Genomic DNA, 18,347 nt, shown 5'->3' on the forward strand with positions numbered 1-18,347 from the left:
AAAAAATGATTCGTTGATATTCCACCCATGAGCACCCACCGCAGAACAGACGCCTGCGCAATGGGCAACACTGACAACCACCACGAACCGCATACACAGAACACGGACAGTTGTTAGCAGCTCCTTAGAAAGGAGGTGATCCAGCCGCACCTTCCGGTACGGCTACCTTGTTACGACTTAGTCCCAATCGCCGGTCCCACCTTCGACGGCTCCCCCCACAAGGGTTAGGCCACCGGCTTCGGGTGTTACCAACTTTCGTGACTTGACGGGCGGTGTGTACAAGGCCCGGGAACGTATTCACCGCAGCGTTGCTGATCTGCGATTACTAGCGACTCCGACTTCATGGGGTCGAGTTGCAGACCCCAATCCGAACTGAGACCGGCTTTTTGGGATTAGCTCCACCTCACAGTATCGCAACCCTTTGTACCGGCCATTGTAGCATGCGTGAAGCCCAAGACATAAGGGGCATGATGATTTGACGTCGTCCCCACCTTCCTCCGAGTTGACCCCGGCAGTCTCCTATGAGTCCCCGGCCGAACCGCTGGCAACATAGAACGAGGGTTGCGCTCGTTGCGGGACTTAACCCAACATCTCACGACACGAGCTGACGACAACCATGCACCACCTGTAAACCGACCGCAAGCGGGGCACCTGTTTCCAGGTATTACCGGTTCATGTCAAGCCTTGGTAAGGTTCTTCGCGTTGCATCGAATTAATCCGCATGCTCCGCCGCTTGTGCGGGCCCCCGTCAATTCCTTTGAGTTTTAGCCTTGCGGCCGTACTCCCCAGGCGGGGCACTTAATGCGTTAGCTACGGCGCGGAAAACGTGGAATGTCCCCCACACCTAGTGCCCAACGTTTACGGCATGGACTACCAGGGTATCTAATCCTGTTCGCTCCCCATGCTTTCGCTCCTCAGCGTCAGTTACAGCCCAGAGACCTGCCTTCGCCATCGGTGTTCCTCCTGATATCTGCGCATTTCACCGCTACACCAGGAATTCCAGTCTCCCCTACTGCACTCTAGTCTGCCCGTACCCACTGCAGAACCGGAGTTGAGCCCCGGTCTTTCACAGCAGACGCGACAAACCGCCTACGAGCTCTTTACGCCCAATAATTCCGGATAACGCTTGCGCCCTACGTATTACCGCGGCTGCTGGCACGTAGTTAGCCGGCGCTTCTTCTGCAGGTACCGTCACTTTCGCTTCTTCCCTACTGAAAGAGGTTTACAACCCGAAGGCCGTCATCCCTCACGCGGCGTCGCTGCATCAGGCTTGCGCCCATTGTGCAATATTCCCCACTGCTGCCTCCCGTAGGAGTCTGGGCCGTGTCTCAGTCCCAGTGTGGCCGGTCACCCTCTCAGGCCGGCTACCCGTCGTCGCCTTGGTAGGCCATTACCCCACCAACAAGCTGATAGGCCGCGAGTCCATCCAAAACCACAAAAGCTTTCCACCACCACCACATGCGTGGAATGGTCGTATCCGGTATTAGACCCAGTTTCCCAGGCTTATCCCAGAGTCAAGGGCAGGTTACTCACGTGTTACTCACCCGTTCGCCACTAATCCCCCAGCAAGCTGGGATCATCGTTCGACTTGCATGTGTTAAGCACGCCGCCAGCGTTCATCCTGAGCCAGGATCAAACTCTCCGTTGAAGTAAAACAAATCAAACAGACACAACCACACCCACCGGAAATAACGGTAAAACGCGGCTGCACAAAATTCGAAACCAGCTGAAAACCAGACCACCACACACGGGGGTGCGCAATGATCCAGCCATAATTTCAACCAATCAATAAAACAATCGGTATCAACAAACTTGGCACACTATTGAGTTCTCAAACAACAGACACTTACCGGCACCACCCACACCCCACAAGGGGCCCAGGATCGCTCCGGAGCAACTTTTCAAACTTACCCGCTGCCCGCCTCCGGGTCAAATCGGCGAAGTTGACTTGATTTTCCTTGAGGATTCATGTCGGTTTCGCCTTCCTCCACTGGGGAGCAGCGCGGGTACTAACTATACACACACTCTGCCGGCTTGGCAAAGACCCGTATCGGGACGGGCTAGCCGGTCGGAGAACCAGGGCTCGCCGGGCTGATCGGAAGCCAAACGCCACGGCCGGCAACCGCCGTCGAACGCTTGACCCAAGCTGAACAGGCAACGCTCCCCCACCACAGTGGAGGAGCGTTGCCTGGAAGGGGTGATTACGTGAGAGAGCGTCGGCCGGAAGGGGTGATTACGTGAGAGAGCGTGGGTCTATTCGGAGGGCGCGAACCACGAGGCCCCAAGCGGCGGAAGCGTGACGGTGAGCGCGGCCGGCTGTCCATCGGTTCCCGGCGCGCTGGCCTTCAAGGTGCCGGCGTTGACGACACCCGAGCCGCCATACGTTTCGGCGTCGGTGTTCAGCACCTCCACCCACTCCCCTGCTCCAGGTACACCCAGGATGTAGTCCTTGTGCGGGCCGCCGGAGAAGTTGATGGCACAGACCAGCGGCTTGCCTTCATGGTCCCACCGGATGAAGGTGAGGACGTTGTGGTCCGCGTCCCCGCCGTTGATCCACTGGAAACCGCCGGCTTCGTTGTCGCGTTGGTACAGTGCCGGCGTCGAGGAATACAGCTCATTGAGTTCCTTGACCAGAAGCTGGAGTCCGCGGTGGGCCGGGATGTCGGCGAGGAACCAGTCCAGCCCGTACTGTTCGGACCACTCCGCTTCCTGGCCGAACTCGGTACCCATGAAGATGAGCTGCTTGCCCGGGTGCGCCCACTGGTATGCAAAGAAGGCGCGAAGGTTTGCCAGCTGCTGCCACCGGTCACCCGGCATCTTGCGCAGCATGGAACCCTTGCCGTGGACTACCTCGTCGTGGCTGATGGGCAGCAGGAAGTTTTCCGTGAACGCGTAGACCAGGGAGAACGTGATGGTGCCATGGTGCCATTTGCGGTTGATGGGGTCTTCGGAGATGTACTTCAGCGAATCGTGCATCCAGCCCATGTTCCATTTGAGCCCAAAACCAAGCCCGCCGTGGTTGGTCGGTGCCGTCACGCCGGGGAATGCCGTGGACTCCTCGGCGATGATGATGGCTCCCGGGTGGGACTTGTAGACCGTGGCGTTGACTTCCTGCATGAAGGAGATGGCCTCGAGGTTTTCGCGGCCGCCGAACTTGTTGGGGCGCCACTGTCCTTCTTCGCGGGAGTAATCCAGGTAGATCATGGATGCCACCGCGTCCACGCGCAGGCCGTCGATGTGGAACTCCTCCAGCCAGTACAGCGCGTTGGCCACCAGGAAGTTCCGGACCTCGCTGCGCCCGAAGTCAAAGATCAGTGTTCCCCAGTCCGGGTGCTCACCGAGGGCGGGATCGGAGTGCTCATACAGGGGCTGGCCGTCGAACTTGGCCAAAGCCCAGGCGTCCTTGGGGAAGTGCGCCGGGACCCAGTCCAGGAGCACGCCGATGCCTGCCTGGTGCAGGGAATCCACGAGGAACCGGAACTCGTCCGGGTGCCCGAACCGGGAAGTCGGCGCAAAATAGGACGTCACCTGATAGCCCCACGAGCCACCGAAAGGGTGCTCGGCGACGGGCATGAACTCCACGTGGGAGAAGCCAAGCCACTTCACATAGTCGACGAGTTCCTTGGCCAGTTCCTTGTAGCCAAGGCCCAATCGCCAGGAGCCCAGGTGGACTTCGTAGACGCTCATCGGCGAATTGTGGGGATCCCTTTGTGCACGGGCAGCCATCCACTCTTCATCCTTGAAGCGGTAGCTCGGATCAACCACCCGCGAGGCAGTCAGCGGCGGAACTTCTGTCCCGAAGGCCAGGGGGTCCGCTTTCTCCACCCACTGCCCTTCTTTGGTCAGGATCTCGTATTTGTAGCACGCCCCTGCTACAACACCGGGAATGAAGAGTTCCCATACGCCCGAGGAGCCCAGGGAACGCATGCCGTGAGAGCGGCCGTCCCAGCCGTTGAAGTCACCCTTGACCCGGACAGCCTGCGCGTTTGGAGCCCAAACCGCGAAGGAGACCCCGTCCACTTCGCTCAGCGAGGACCGGTAGTGCTGGACATGGGCACCAAGGACGTCCCACAGCCGCTCGTGCCGGCCTTCGCCGATCAAGTGCAGGTCTACCTCGCCCACCGTGGGCAAGTAGTGGTACGGGTCATCAACGGTGACTGTCTCGGCGTCGTACGCCACTTCCAAACGGTAGTCCGGCACGTGGCCGGGCTGCAGCGGTTCCAGGACGGCAGCCCAGACCCCGTGTGCCTCGTGCGTCATGTCCGTGCGTCCGGCTTCGGTCACTACCGCAACGGACTTGGCCAAGTGCTTCACGGTCCGGATGGTGACGTGGCCGTGATCATCCAGATGGGCGCCGAGCACGGAGTGCGGTGCGTGGTAAGCCCCCGCTGCCACGCGTTCCAAGGTCTCGGAATCCACGTGCAGTGGGACTCGGGGCCGTTCGGTACGTGCAGAGCCAGTCATGTCATTACCTTCCGCTGTAGCTGCCGCATGCTTGCCGCGGCTTGTGTTGTCGAGGATTCGTCGCGATGCGTTGACCGGGATCGACAGCCAGTCGGGCCGGTTTCGCAGCTCGTAGACCACCTCGTATAAGGCCTTGTCCAGCCACAATGCCACAAAGAGCGGCGAGCGGCGGTCTATGGTTCCGGGGGTGACGTCGCTGTACCCCTCAAGGAAGGCGGCAGCGCAGTCATCCACCCAGGTTTCGGGCACCGAGGCGTCGGCGTTCTCGCGCGTGGCGGCGCCTGCGGCGTAGTCGAAGGACCGCAGCATTCCCGACACGTCCCGCAGGGGAAGGTCGGGCATATTGCGTTCGTCAATGGTGCGCAGCGGTTCCCCTTCGAAGTCCAGGATGGCCCAACGCCCTGCGCGGTCTTCAGCGCCCGGGACCCAAAGGATCTGCCCAAGGTGAAGATCGCCATGCACGCGTTGCAACTGCCCGACGTCGCGCGGGTTCAAAGTGTCCAGCAGTTCCTGAACATTCGCGTCGTAAGGCCCGACGGCGGAGGCGGCCTCTGCCCAGGACTGACGGACCCGCCTGGCAACAGTGGCGATGATGTCCGGGCCCTGTGCCTGACCGTCCAGAACGCCGAACGTTTCGGCCAGCCGGGCATGGACTGTGGCTGTCGCCGCTCCCAAGCCGCGGGCTTCCGCGGTGAAATCTTTCCCTGCCGCCGCGGCGTCGACGGCCAGGCGCCAGGCATCCTGCCCACCCAGGAGGAACTCGTGGGCGACTGTCAGCTCACCGGTGGCGGTTGCGGAACCGTTCGACGCCGGTTGGTGCCACGAGCCGGTGATCCAACCAAGCGTCGCGGGAACCTCGCTGGTTCCGGCCGCCGTCAGTGCTGCGCCCAGCTCCACTTCCGGGTTCTTGCCGGCCGCCAGCACGCGGAAAACCTTGAGGATGGCGGCCGAGTCGCCGTCGTCGATGATGACCGAGGTATTCGATTGCTCACCGGAGAGGACTCGCGCAGAAACCGGATTCCTGGGGAGCGTGACCTTGCCGTGGGTGAGATGCCCCTGCGCCAGGCTGTCCTCCAAGGAGGCTTCGCTGCGCATGAAGTCCAGCCAAGCGGAAACGAACGCGGAGTCGTACACGGCGTCGTACACCAGTTGAAGCCCTCGTTCCGGATCAGTGAACTCACCCAAAAGCGCTGTGGGCGCGTCCACGAGCGGCTGGCTGCGGAAGCTCAACGGCACCTGGACAACGTCAGTCCGGGGACCGCCGTCGGCCGTCCGGTAGGTGACTGCCAACAACACCACCTCAAACGCGGCATCATCGGCGGCGGCCGGGAGTCTGAAACCGCCCACCTGCTCAACGGCAAAATCGGGGCTCTTCACCGGGAACCAGCGCTTGGTGGGGAGCCAGGTCCGGAGAAGACTTTCAATGGCGGGGTTGTTTGTTCCCTTGCTCATCTCATCCTTTGGTCGACACCACGGGGATCGCCTGGGTAAAAGGCGACGATGGATTGGAAGATGCCGAGCGCAGCCGCAGCCAATAGAAGCTGTGGCTGCCCAGCATCACGGTCAGGTTGCCGTTCTCGCCGACAGCCGGGAAGGGTTGGCCGCCGAAGATATCGCGCAGGCCGCGGCCCGCAAACTCGGGAAGGTCCAAGGTAGCTGCCACAGGGTGCTGCGAAAGGTTGAACACACACAGTATGGTTTCGGCGACCTCCCCATCCGGATTACCGGGCGGCAACTCACGCACGTACGCCAGCACTACCTCGTGGTCGGCCTCAATGTGGCGGAAACCGCCCAAGCCGAACACCGGATGGTTCTTTCGAACGCTGAGGATCTGCCGCGTCCAGCGCAGCAGCGAACCGGAGTGCGCCGCCTCCGCCTCAACGTTGGCCATGCTGTAGTTGTAAACCAGCGACTGGATGACCGGCAGGTACAGCTTTCCCGGATCCGCTCCCGAGAAGCCCGCATTCCGATCGGGGTTCCACTGCATGGGCGTGCGGACGGCGTCGCGGTCGTCCAACCAGATGTTGTCTCCCATGCCGATCTCATCCCCGTAGTAAAGGAAGGGACTACCAGGCAGGGACAGCAACAGCGCGTTGATCAGTTCGATCTCGGCGCGGGAATTATCCAGCAGCGGGGCCAGCCTGCGCCTGATACCGATGTTCGCCCGCATGCGCGGATCCGGGGCGTACCACCCCAGCATCGCGGCACGCTCCTCGGCCGGCACCATCTCCAGGGTGAGCTCGTCGTGGTTCCTGAGGAATGTGCCCCATTGGGCACCCTTGGGGATCTCGGGGGTCTCCCGCAACGTCTCGATGATCGGCGCGGCTTTCTGGTCACGCAGGGCGTAATACAGCCGGGGCATGATCGGGAAGTGGAAGGCCATATGGCATTCAGGAGCTTCCTCGGTGCCGAAATACTCCACCACTTCATGCGGCGGCTGGTTGGCCTCCGCGATGATCACACGGCCCGGGTAGTTCGCGTCCACCATCCGGCGAAGATCCTGCAGGAAGGCGTGCGTGGCCGGCAGGTTCTCGCAGTTTGTGCCCTCTTCTTCGAACAGGTACGGAATGGCATCGGCACGGAAACCGTCGATGCCCTGGTCCAGCCAGAACCGGACCACGTCGAAGAGGGCCTCGATGACCTTGGGGTTCTCGAAGTTCAGGTCGGGTTGGTGGCTGAAGAACCGGTGCCAGAAGAACTGGCGGCGGATAGGGTCGAAGGTCCAGTTCGACTCTTCCGTATCAACGAAAATGATGCGGGCATCCTGGTACTTCTCGTCCGTGTCACTCCACACATAGAAATCCCCGTAGGGGCCCGTGGGGTCCTTGCGTGATTCCTGGAACCAAGGGTGCTGGTCCGAGGTGTGGTTCAGGGGAAGATCGATGATCACCCGGACGCCGCGGGCATGCGCCTCAGCCACCAGCCGCTTGAAATCGCTGATGGTCCCGAACTCGTCCAGCACCGAGGTGTAGTCCGCAATGTCGTAGCCGCCATCACGCAACGGAGAATGGAAGAACGGCGGCAGCCACAGGCAATCCACGCCCAGCCACTGCAGGTAGTCCAACTTCTCGATCAGCCCATGGAAGTCGCCCGAGCCGTCCCCGTTGGCATCCGCAAAGGCCCGCACCAGTACCTCATAGAAGACTGCCTTGCGGTACCAGTTCGGATCGTGCTGGAGACCTGGGGCGTTCAACTCGAAGGTGTTCTTCGGAGTGAAGTACTGGCTGGGGTTTTGCGGAGAGAAACTCACTAAAGCTGCCTCCGGATGCTCAGGATGTGTGCGGGTTCAACATGAGCGTCCAAGCGAACGTAGTTGTGCTCGCCCCACTCCCAGCTCTGTCCGCTGATCAGGTCGTCCACGCGGAAGCGGCCGTCCTCGTTGAAGTCCTCAGGGTCCAGCTGCAACGCTGCCAGGTCCAGGGACACCGTGCTCTCCCGGGCGCTGTGCGGATCCACGTTGACCACAATGATCAACGTGTCCTTGGTGCCGTCCGGAAGAGTCTTGTGCTTGGAGTAGACAATCGTGGCGTCGTCCGTGCTGTGGTGCAACGTCAGGTTCTGCAGGTCCCCCAACGCCACGTGGTTCTTGCGGATGGCGTTGAGCCGCGTGATGTACGGAGCAAGGGTCCGCCCGGACTCGGCCGCACCCTCCCAGTCCCGGGCCTTGATCTCGAACTTTTCGTTGTCGATGTACTCCTCGGCACCAGGGCGGGCAACATGCTCATACAGTTCGTAGCCTGCGTACACGCCCCACAACGGGCTGGCTGTGGAAGCCAGGACTGCGCGGATCTTGAAAGCCGCCGGACCACCGTACTGCAGGTACTCGGTGAGGATGTCAGGGGTGTTGACGAAGAAGTTGGGCCGGAAATACGCCGGGCTGACGTGGCTGACCTCGTAGAAGTACTCTTCCAGCTCCGTCTTGGTGTTGCGCCACGTGAAATACGTGTAGGACTGCTGGAAACCGGCCCGGCCCAGGGCATGCATCATGGGTGGGCGGGTGAAAGCTTCGGCGAGGAAAACGACGTCGGGGTGCTTCTTGTTGACCTTCCCGATCAGCCACTCCCAGAACCAGACCGGTTTGGTGTGCGGGTTGTCCACGCGGAAGACCTTCACGCCGTGGCTGATCCACAAGAGCACGATCCGCAGGATTTCCTTCGACAGGCCCGCGGGATCATTGTCAAAGTTCAGCGGGTAGATGTCCTGGTACTTCTTGGGCGGGTTCTCCGCATATGCAATGGATCCGTCCACGCGCGTCGTGAACCATTCAGGGTTCGACGTCACCCAAGGGTGGTCGGGGGCGGCCTGCAACGCGAGGTCCAGCGCTACCTCTAGCCCCAGCTCGTTGGCGCGGGCAACAAAAGCGTCAAAATCCTCAAACGTTCCCAGCTCGGGGTGGATGGCGTCGTGGCCACCGTCCTTGGAGCCAATGGCCCACGGCGAACCCGGGTCGTTGGGCCCCGGAGTCAGGGTGTTGTTGCGTCCCTTCCGGTGCTGGAAGCCGATCGGGTGGATGGGCGGCATGTAGATAACATCGAATCCCATCTCCGCCACGGCGTCGAGCCGCTTCGCCGCCGTACGGAAATTACCGGACGTCCACACCCCGGTGTTGTGGTCGAAAACCGCGCCCTCGGAACGGGGGAAGAACTCGTACCAGGCGGCCCGACCGGCAAGGTCGCGCTCCACCTGCAGGGGGAAGCGTTCGGAAACAGTCACCAATTCGCGGATCGGAAGGCGCTCGACGGCGTCCAGCACCTGGGCGCTGAACCCGGCTGCAAGGCGCTCCTCGGCAGACTTGGAGGTGTCGGCCAGCACGACAGAAGCGGCACGAAGGGTGCGCTTGTCCGCCCCGCTGCGCCCGGCGTCGTCGGCTGCTTCGGCCAGGAGGGCTGCGCCCTCGGCGAGCATCAACTCGACGTCGATGCCGGCGGCGATCTTGACCTCTGCGTTGTGGTGCCACGTTCCGTAGCGGTCGTGCCACGCCTCGATGACGAATGACCATGCGCCAGTGCCACCGGGGGTGATGAGGCCCTCCCAGCGGTCAAGGCCCTTCCATTGTTCGCCCTGGGCGGGATTCAAGCGCACACGCTGGCGCTCCCTGCCTCTCGGGTCGAGCAGCACAGCGGACACACCAAGCTGGTCGTGGCCTTCACGGAAGACCGTGGCACCCACCACGAGGTCCTCCCCCGGCAGGGCCTTCGCCGGGAAACGGCCACCCTCCACCACCGGCTGAACAGCCGTGATGGGGAACCGGCCGAAACGAAGTCCGTCGGTGATGTCCGTTTTCGTCTTGGTTTTCAGGGCGGTGATGTTTCGCACGGTATTCGTCACAAGCACGACGTTAGCGACAAAAATCGGGAAATGCTAAGCAAACGACCTTTCTCCTCTGCGCAAGATGACTTTTACCTAAAAGAAACCCAATCCGGTTCCGACTGCCATGCCAGTCCGTTAGTGTGGCGCTCGTGAAGGCAATTCGAAGGTTTACAGTCCGCACCGTCCTCCCTGAGCCCATCAGGCCCCTGGCCCGCTTGGCGACCAACTTGCGCTGGTCCTGGCACAGGCCCACCAGGGAACTTTTTGCGAGCCTTAACCCGGCTCTCTGGGAGGCCTCGCAACACGACCCCATAGCCCTCCTGGGGTCGATCAGCCGCGAACAGCTGCAGGACCTCGCCAACAACGGCGACGTAGTGTCCCGCGTGCAGGACGCAGCAGCGGACCTGGACCGGTACCTCAGCGAACCGCGCTGGTACCAGGGCCTCGGAGAGGACGCTCCCGCCTGCATCGCCTACTTCTCTCCGGAATTCGGCATCACCGAGGTCCTGCCGCAGTACTCCGGTGGCCTCGGCATCCTGGCAGGCGACCACCTCAAAGCCGCGTCCGACCTCGGCGTGCCGCTGATCGGCGTCGGCCTCCTCTACCAGGCCGGCTACTTCAAGCAGTCCTTGTCGCGCGACGCCTGGCAGCAGGAAACGTACCCCGTCCTGGACCCGGACGGCCTGCCGCTGACCCTGCTTCGCCACGCCGGCAAGGACGGCGTCCCGGGGAAGCCAGTCCACATTTCCCTGCCGCTGCCCAACGGCCGTGAACTCCACGCGCACGTGTGGCGTGCCGACGTCGGACGCGTTCCACTGCTGTTGCTGGACTCAAACGTTCCGTCCAACGACGAAGCTGCCCGTGGCATCACCGACCGCCTCTACGGCGGCGGCGGCGACCACCGCCTCCAGCAGGAACTGCTGCTGGGCATGGGCGGCGTCAAGGCCCTTCGCGTCTACCAGGAGCTCACCGGCACGCCGGCGCCCGAGGTTTTCCACACCAACGAAGGCCACGCAGGTTTCCTGGGCATCGAACGCATCCAGGAAGCCATGTCCAACGCCACCGATCCCCTCAGCTGGGATGAAGCCCTGGCCGCAGGACGCGCCTCCACCGTCTTCACGACGCACACCCCCGTGCCTGCAGGCATCGACCGCTTCGAAACCGTGCAGATCAAGCACTTCTTCGACGCCGGACTGGCGCCAGCCGTTCCCACCGACCGGATCCTGGAACTCGGCCGGGAAAACTACGAAGGCGGCAACCCCTCCGTCTTCAACATGGCCGTCATGGGCCTGCGCCTCGCGCAGCGGGCCAACGGCGTCGCCAAACTGCACGGCGTGGTTTCGCGCGAAATGTTCGCCGGGCTGTGGCCGGGATTCGACCACTCCGAAATTCCCATCACGTCCGTCACCAACGGCGTCCACGTACCCACCTGGGTGGACCCGCGCATCTCTTCCCTGGCCCGGCACCAGTTCGGCGCCGAAGCGGAAGCGCTGGGACGCTGGGACCTGGCCTACAACGTCAGCGACGAGGACGTGTGGGCGCTCCGCCGCGACCTGCGCGCCCAGCTCATCGACGACGTTCGACGCCGTCTCCGGGCGTCGTGGAAGAAGCGCGGCGCCGCGGACGCCGAACTTGGGTGGACCGATTCAGTGCTGGACCCCGACGTCCTCACCATCGGCTTCGCCCGCCGCGTCCCCACCTACAAGCGGCTCACCCTCATGCTGCGCGACCCCGCACGCCTGAAGGCCCTGCTCCTGGACCCCAAGCACCCCATCCAATTGGTCATCGCCGGGAAGTCCCACCCTGCGGACGATGCCGGCAAGAAAATGATCCAGGACCTGGTCCGCTTCACTGACGACCCCGCAGTCCGGCACAGGATCGTGTTCCTGCCCAACTACGACATCGCCATGGCGCGGACCCTCTTCCCGGGCTGCGACGTCTGGCTCAACAACCCGCTCCGCCCGCTCGAAGCCTGCGGTACGTCCGGCATGAAGGCCGCGATCAACGGCTCGCTCAACCTGTCCGTCCTCGACGGCTGGTGGGACGAAATGTACGACGGCGAAAACGGCTGGGCCATCCCCACGGCCAACAACAACGCCTCCGCCGACGAGCGCGACGACATCGAAGCATCCGCACTGTACGAGTTGCTTGAAACCCAGGTGGCGCCGCGCTTCTACGGCACAACCGTGGCCCAGGGCGCCGGTGCGGCAGGCCCGTCCGAGTCCAGCACCGAGACCGTGCCCACCCACTGGGTATCCATGATCAAGCACACCCTGGCCAACCTCGGCCCGGCGGTCTCGGCAGAACGCATGCTGCACGACTACGTGAACAACCTCTACTGCCCGGCCGCTGTTTCGGGGCGCCGCGCTGTGGCTGAATCGTTCAAGGAAGCGAAGGAACTCGCTGCCTGGACGTCGAAGGTGCGGAGCGCGTGGCCCGAAGTCGTGGTGGAGCATGTGGACTCCGTTGGCGTCTCGGAGGAACCCCAGGTGGGCGACACCCTGCAGGTCAACGCCTACGTGGCCCTCAACAACCTGACACCCGACGACGTCTCCGTGGAGGTCGCCTTCGGCCGCGCCGAAGAGACCGATGAGCTGGAGGATGTGGTGGTGGCCGAACTGGACTCCGTGGAGGACCTCGGGAACGGACGCCACCTCTTCAACGGCTCCCTGGTCATCAACCGCTCAGGCTCCTTCGGCTACACCGTCCGCGTGTTCCCGAAGCACTCGGCGTTGGCTTCCAAAGCTGAGTTGGGGTTGATCGCGAACGCCTAGGCCTGATCCGTTGCTGGCCCGCTTTGCCGTTGTTGCCCAACAACGAATTAACGGGCCAGCGACGTTTGAGTCGGATCCCAAAGCCTGTGGGCTTGCTAGCCCCGAATTGCAATAGCGGGATCCTTGCGGCTGGCGACCCAGGCAGGATATATGGCACTCACAATACCGGTGGCCGTACCTAGAAGGATTCCGACGAGCCAGAGATCTGACGGCAACACAGGCGGCCAGGACTGGATCCAAGAGACCCCGAGCGTGGTCATGGTTCCGATGATGCCGCCAAGCAAACCTGCTGTTATTCCAACGATGAAGCCCTCAAGAATGAAGGACCGGCAAATCAGCCATCGACTTGAGCCGATCGCTCGTCGGAGGGCTACCTCTGCCGACCGGTTCTGAACCGTCAGGTACATCGAGGAAGCCGCAGTGATAACGGCCAGGAGCGTCAGGACAAGCGACAGCAAAGCAATGAGGGACCCGAGGTCATTTGAGACACCCTGCCTGATCGACTGAATATCGGCGGTGACGTCCACCTGCGCCTTTCCGGGGTCGCTCGGCGAGTACGCCAGCGGTGCAACTTGCGCGATCGCAGCCGAGAAGCCCTTTTCAGTTCTAACTTGAATTTTTAGGTCGGTCCTGGATACGGCACGCATTATGCTGGCGTCTACGAAGACGGAGTTGGCGTACTCAGGAAAATTTGGACCGGGATCGAATACACCAATAACGGGCACGAGCCGGTCATCGATCCATATGCTCGCCCCCTCAACCGGACCCGTTTTCTTGCTATACGGGATGTCGAGCGCTTTTGCTGCCTTGGTCGAGACTACTGCGAGAGGACCAGCTCGTGGGTTGTCGAGGGCAGTCCGGCTGTTGTCGGGAATTAGCCGTATACCGAAGTCATCGAAGTAGTTCTTCGAGGAGGAATGAAGTGACAACGGCGTTTCAGGTTCCAGATCGGAAGGTCCAACCCGTGTAATACGTACGTCTGCCGGAACCGCTGAGTAAACATAGGATGCGCCAACTACATGAGGAACGCGGGTAATGCGATCTACCCCGGAACGAAGTTCATCGAAATCGCTCGGAAGCACAACAGGTCCGTCTCCGACAGTCATGGACAGAGTATCCTGTGACGCAATCGCCAGCCGAGTGTTAATGGCATTCGAAGTGGTTGAACTGATACCAAGGGCGCCAGTCATCCCGCCAATGGCGATGGCAAAGGCAAGGATGAGGAGGGTCGTTCGGATGGTACGAGCGGAGAGCGCCGTGAGCGCATCACCCCAATCATCCAAAAGGGACTGAGCGATGCGTGACGCCCATGACTGCTGGCTTGACATAACGAAGGGCGCTGGGTGGGCCGGGACCTTACGTCGCGGCCTGGGATGATTATTGGTTTCGGCGTCACTCGTGATTCGACCGTCCTGGATCTCGATCCGGCGATTTGCTTGGTTCGCCACATTCAAATCATGGGTGATGATAATTACGGTGACACCCTCGGAGTTGAGCTTCCGAAGGTATTCGATGACCCGTTGACCGTTGTCGGAATCAAGATTGCCTGTCGGCTCGTCGGCAAGGATGATCTGCGGGTGCGTTGCGATTGCTCTTGCTATTGCAAGGCGTTGCCGTTCTCCGCCTGACAGGAGTTTAGCTTGCACCATGCGCTTATGCTCCAGCCCCACGAACTCCAGCGCGTCCAATGCAGTCTCTGCTCGTTCGTCCATCGGCACGCCCTGGACCCGCAGCCCGATAGCGGCATTGCTTATCACGCTTTGGTCACCGATGACGTTAGACGACTGGAAAACAAACCCGATGGAGTCCAGGCGCACCGTGTCGAGGTTTCGTTCTGAAGCGGCTCCGGCGGCCTGCCCACGAATTACGAGGCGTCCGGAGCTGGGCCTGTCCAATAAGCCCATGATGTTCAAAAGCGTTGATTTCCCCGAGCCTGAGGGGCCCACAATGGACACGAACTCACCGGACTGAATCGCCAGTGAGACGTCAGATAGAGCCGGGGGCCCGCCGCCTGGATATGTGCGCGAAACTCCTGCCAAGCTGATGGCCAATGTTTCATCGAATCCCGCTTCTCCCGCTCCATGTGCGAGGAGCGCCGATCGCGAAGTCGTCACGATATTTGGACCTCGTCCCCCTCGCTGAGATCACCAGTGACCGCGGCGAAACCTCCCCCTGACCGAAGAACCGTGATGGGGACGCGTGCTGCGGGATCCTTTGTACTTCTATCGCCCCCCGAACTTCTGAGAACGTAAGCCCCATCGGCATCCTGTCGAATACCGGATAACGGCACTGCGAGAGCCTGTGCCGCACTACCCTTACCTGCCACAGTGACGCTTAAATTGGGGGTCAACAAGGCCAGATCTGCCTTAGTTATGGCCTCTACCGTCACGGGATATCCCACACGTTGCCCATTACCCGCATCCGTAAATGGACCTACTGCTGTGATCCGTCCTGTCAGTTCCTTCTCCGCGACCCTGATAGTGACATCCTGCCCAGTCCTGAGGGATTCCGCCTGCTGGCCCTCAGCAATGAATTCGACGAAGTTGTTTTCGGTTTGAAACGTGGCCAGAGGGCTTTGGACGGTCACTTTCTGCCCTATTTCCAGCGCGGAGATTACGGTCGCGCTAGCGACGGGGAGGGCCAGCAGTTGCCTGAACGGGATCGACACCGTAGAAGTTTTCGAGCCGTCTGGTGCCGGATTTTCCGGTGTAGCTCCTGGTTCGACTTGGTGACTCTTCTCGGCGGGCACTCGGCCGCTGTTCAAGGTGAAACCCTCGCTGGCAAAGAAAGAGGATGCTGCTGCTATGGTTGCGCTGTCCAAGTGACCAGTTTCGCGGGTGACGTACCCCATTTGCGTAAGCGCCCGTTGCAGAGCCAACACGTCATCTCCCTCATCGCCTTGAGAGAGATCCCGATACAACGGGAGCGGACCCGGCAGAACGAAATAGGGCTTGCCGGAAACTACCCCCGCAAGGTCGCCCCACTCTAACGCTTCCCCCGCCTTAAGCGTCTGACGCACGACAATTGGTTCTTGTCCCTCTAGATCGATGAGGATCGGCACTTCCGGTCCGGCTTTGATAACTCCGGCGAACGTTAGCCGATCGTCGACAATACGGTTTTCAACCTTTGCATAGACGGGGACTTCGGCCATAGAGTTCTCTGGCCGAATGACATCTGATTGATCAAAGACGCGCCCAGCCAGCAAGCCCACCCCCGCCGAAATGACTGCGGTCAGTGCCAAAAGGACGACCAGCCACCGTCGCGAGAGCCGAGTCAAGCCAACAGCTGCCGCCGCTCTCTTGGGCCGGGCATCCTTCACTGCGTCTCTTTCAACAACTTCTCAGCGGCATCCACGTACTTCTGGCTCTTCTTCTTGAGCTCAACAAGAACTGCCTCATTCTGCCTTATGAGCGGCAACTGGTAGCTTGCTTGAATATCGCCGAGCGTTTGGGTTAGCCGTACCTCCTGATTGCATTCGGCTTCAATCGTGGCGATTCGGATGCCCTCAGCCGCGTCCGCCTTCGACGGGTTTTGCTGATCTGTCCTCACCTGCAGGTCAAAGGACTGCTGGCTCGACCACATCGCGGTGGCGGCGTCCCGTCCCGGCGTCAAGCCGGCCGCTGAGACGCAATTGTCCCAGTCATCTTTGGCGGCTTTCCAGGCAGAGGTTTCTGATGCCATGCTCAGGCTCTTCAAGGCAATTTCTGCTGCAGTGCCCCCGTTCATAAGATCGTCCGGTGGAGTGATTTCATCGATCTTGCTCTTTTCACTGGCGAGACACTCATATCTGGCGTCGCCCCACGCACCCGCCTCATCGTGCTTCCGGTTCGATTGAGAGTCTTCTCCAATAAGCCGGAAGCCGTGCTGCCTCACGCGATCAACGTTCCACACGCCAAAGTTCCGGTTCTCTGCCCTGGGATAAGCAGCGTTCGGATCGTCGATGAAGCCAAATTTCTTCATGCACGTAGTCATAATGACTTCCCGCGCGAGGAGAATTTGAGAGCGATCACGAGCCGAGATTCCATACGAATCGACAGGAAACACAATCAGAGAATTCTCGTAGTCCAGATTCACTTTTCCAGATGGGTCTGGGGTGATTGGACTGTCCGCGGCCCCAGAACAGGATGAAATAGCCAAAGCTACGGCCATGGCTAGCGAGACCGAAACAAGCACAGCCCAGCGCGTCCTTCGTTCAGGAATTCTTCTCGGCACTTCCGCTTCCAATCTCACTTCGAGCGCCTCGACTGAGTCGCCTAGCCACTTCTCAGACAGCAACTTTGACCTGCAGATACTTTGATCGGCAGGTCAAAGCATGGTGGTGCTCACTCTGTGCTAAGCGGACAGAGTGCTGCTGGACTTATCCCCGATGGAAGCTGCTGATGTTGTCATTCCACGTTCCCAGGAAGGGCACGTACCAACCCATGGCGCTATAGTCGTTGGAGCTGCCGAAGCCAGCTCCGCCGTAGTTAATGTCTTGCCACCAGGTTACGTAGTAGCCGAAGTTTTTTACTGAACTCGCCTTATTGTCAAAGGACCCCATCCAGGTCGAATTGTCGGCTCCGTACGTCGCGCCGCCGTAATCATTGTTATCGTAAAAGATACTGGCATTCGCCGACTGGCCGGCGGTAAAAAGGGCCCCAGTGGAAAGCGCGACGACAGCAGCCGCCCGTGAGAGCTTTTTCATATTTACTGATCCTCATTCAGCTCGTGCGCCATGAGGTTTGCAATTACGTCCGCGCGTTCCCCAATTCGCAAGTGACGAGGCACATAATTGCCTCTGCAAGAATGTATCTCCCGACACTTTTAATTTCAACCTTTTGAAACAAAGGGAACAAACAAAGAAATATTCAATTTTTCGCGTCACGATTGGGCCGCTCGCACCACTTAGGATATTTCGGCGGTTGCCACAACTCAGGTGGGAACCACTTGTGACGTCGGAGCGACTAGTTCTGGAAAACCGCGATCACTGCCAGGTCCCGGCCCGCGTAACGCTCTGCGTCCTGCAGGATCTCGCAGACCACGCCGAAGGAGCGGTCCGTTCGGTAGGCCGCCGGGACCTGCCAGATCATGGTGACCGGGCCGCCGTCGTCCTCTGACAAGGCGTCCGCGTAGTCGTGCAGGGAGTCGTTCAAGGCGTCCAGGTTCACGCCGTAGAACTCGGGGAAGTCGAGGACCTGGGCGAAGACTTCCAACACTGACTGCTTGGTGTTGGCGGGCGGTACCAGGAGGGTGCGGCGGCCGGCGTCGGAGACCTGTTCCTTGAGTTCTTCAAGGGTCCAAGTGTCTGCTGAATAGATTTTCATGGGCTCCTACTTGCCTTCGACAATGAACTTGAACGACTCGTAATGGTCGGCGGTGTAGTACTTGGCGGTGTCCTTGCCCACGATGATCCGGCGTGCGCCGCGGTTGGACGCGCCGGGTGTGACAACGGTGTACTCCTTATAGAAGCCGCTCGCCTTCTTAGGGAGAAGTCCTTCGAAGTTACCGAAGTTTCCATCATCTTCACCGTACGGGTACGGACCACCCTTCGCGATCAGGGCCAGTGTCTGCCGGGCTTCCTTGGGGAGCTGCGACGCGTTGATCGTGGGCAGGCTGGAAGGGTTCGCCACGCCGGCAGCCGCCGTGGAAACGGCGCCAGGTACCGGCGTCGTGGTTTGCGCGCTGGAAGGCGTCGGCGGCGCGGTGGAGGGGGCGGTCAGGGCGCCGCCGCCCACCATGGCAACCACAAGAACGACGACGGCGATCACCAGCCCCGCGAAAGCCACCAGTTTGCTGCGGCTGCGGTTCATGTGGGGATTT

At 60.9% G+C, this 18,347-nt stretch carries 10 protein-coding genes and 1 rRNA gene; 1 reads left to right on the forward strand and 10 read right to left on the reverse strand.

Going from position 1 to position 18,347, the window contains the following annotated elements; all coding sequences use genetic code 11:
* Positions 1-128: 128 nt before the first annotated feature.
* The 4 genes from ACNQOP_RS02820 to ACNQOP_RS02835 form a co-directional block, all read right to left on the reverse strand.
* Positions 129-1,648: ribosomal RNA gene (locus tag ACNQOP_RS02820) — 16S ribosomal RNA — on the reverse strand.
* Between the two features lie 605 nt (positions 1,649-2,253).
* On the reverse strand, positions 2,254-5,916 hold the full coding sequence (locus ACNQOP_RS02825; protein ID WP_416403256.1) for a 1,4-alpha-glucan branching enzyme: 3,663 nt from the start codon (positions 5,914-5,916) through the stop codon (positions 2,254-2,256).
* A gap of 1 nt (position 5,917) precedes the next feature.
* The gene (treS, locus tag ACNQOP_RS02830; protein ID WP_257370339.1) at positions 5,918-7,714 is read right to left on the reverse strand and encodes a maltose alpha-D-glucosyltransferase; all 1,797 of its coding nucleotides are present in this window, start codon (positions 7,712-7,714) and stop codon (positions 5,918-5,920) included.
* Complete coding sequence (locus tag ACNQOP_RS02835) at positions 7,714-9,798, reverse strand: alpha-1,4-glucan--maltose-1-phosphate maltosyltransferase (RefSeq protein WP_416403258.1); 2,085 nt, start codon at positions 9,796-9,798, stop codon at positions 7,714-7,716. The genes treS and ACNQOP_RS02835 overlap by 1 nt, the downstream gene beginning before the upstream one ends.
* A gap of 125 nt (positions 9,799-9,923) precedes the next feature.
* On the opposite strand from ACNQOP_RS02835, the gene glgP reads away from it, so the two are divergent.
* Positions 9,924-12,548, forward strand: coding sequence for an alpha-glucan family phosphorylase (gene glgP / locus ACNQOP_RS02840; RefSeq protein WP_416403259.1), 2,625 nt, complete (start codon positions 9,924-9,926; stop codon positions 12,546-12,548).
* Positions 12,549-12,643: 95 nt separating this feature from the next.
* On the opposite strand, the gene ACNQOP_RS02845 is transcribed toward glgP, so the two are convergent.
* The 6 genes from ACNQOP_RS02845 to ACNQOP_RS02870 all read right to left on the reverse strand — a co-directional run bounded on the left by ACNQOP_RS02845 (position 12,644) and on the right by ACNQOP_RS02870 (position 18,337).
* Positions 12,644-14,662, reverse strand: a complete 2,019-nt coding sequence (locus ACNQOP_RS02845) for an ATP-binding cassette domain-containing protein (RefSeq protein ID WP_416403261.1) — start codon at positions 14,660-14,662, stop codon at positions 12,644-12,646.
* Positions 14,659-15,867 (reverse strand): hypothetical protein, encoded by a 1,209-nt coding sequence (locus ACNQOP_RS02850; RefSeq protein ID WP_416403262.1) that lies wholly within the window; start codon positions 15,865-15,867, stop codon positions 14,659-14,661. Before ACNQOP_RS02850 ends, ACNQOP_RS02845 begins: the two co-directional genes overlap by 4 nt.
* Positions 15,864-16,508, reverse strand: a complete 645-nt coding sequence (locus tag ACNQOP_RS02855; RefSeq protein WP_416403263.1) for a hypothetical protein — start codon at positions 16,506-16,508, stop codon at positions 15,864-15,866. The genes ACNQOP_RS02850 and ACNQOP_RS02855 overlap by 4 nt, the downstream gene beginning before the upstream one ends.
* A gap of 397 nt (positions 16,509-16,905) precedes the next feature.
* On the reverse strand, positions 16,906-17,232 hold the full coding sequence (locus tag ACNQOP_RS02860; protein ID WP_416403264.1) for a hypothetical protein: 327 nt from the start codon (positions 17,230-17,232) through the stop codon (positions 16,906-16,908).
* A gap of 259 nt (positions 17,233-17,491) precedes the next feature.
* A complete protein-coding gene (locus tag ACNQOP_RS02865; protein WP_257370345.1) occupies positions 17,492-17,851 on the reverse strand; it encodes a barstar family protein in 360 nt (119 codons plus the stop codon).
* A 6-nt stretch (positions 17,852-17,857) separates the two neighbouring features.
* A complete protein-coding gene (locus tag ACNQOP_RS02870) occupies positions 17,858-18,337 on the reverse strand; it encodes a ribonuclease domain-containing protein (protein WP_257370346.1) in 480 nt (159 codons plus the stop codon).
* Positions 18,338-18,347 lie beyond the last annotated feature (10 nt).

Source organism: Arthrobacter sp. LFS091, assembly GCF_047977885.1.
GTDB lineage: Bacteria > Actinomycetota > Actinomycetes > Actinomycetales > Micrococcaceae > Arthrobacter.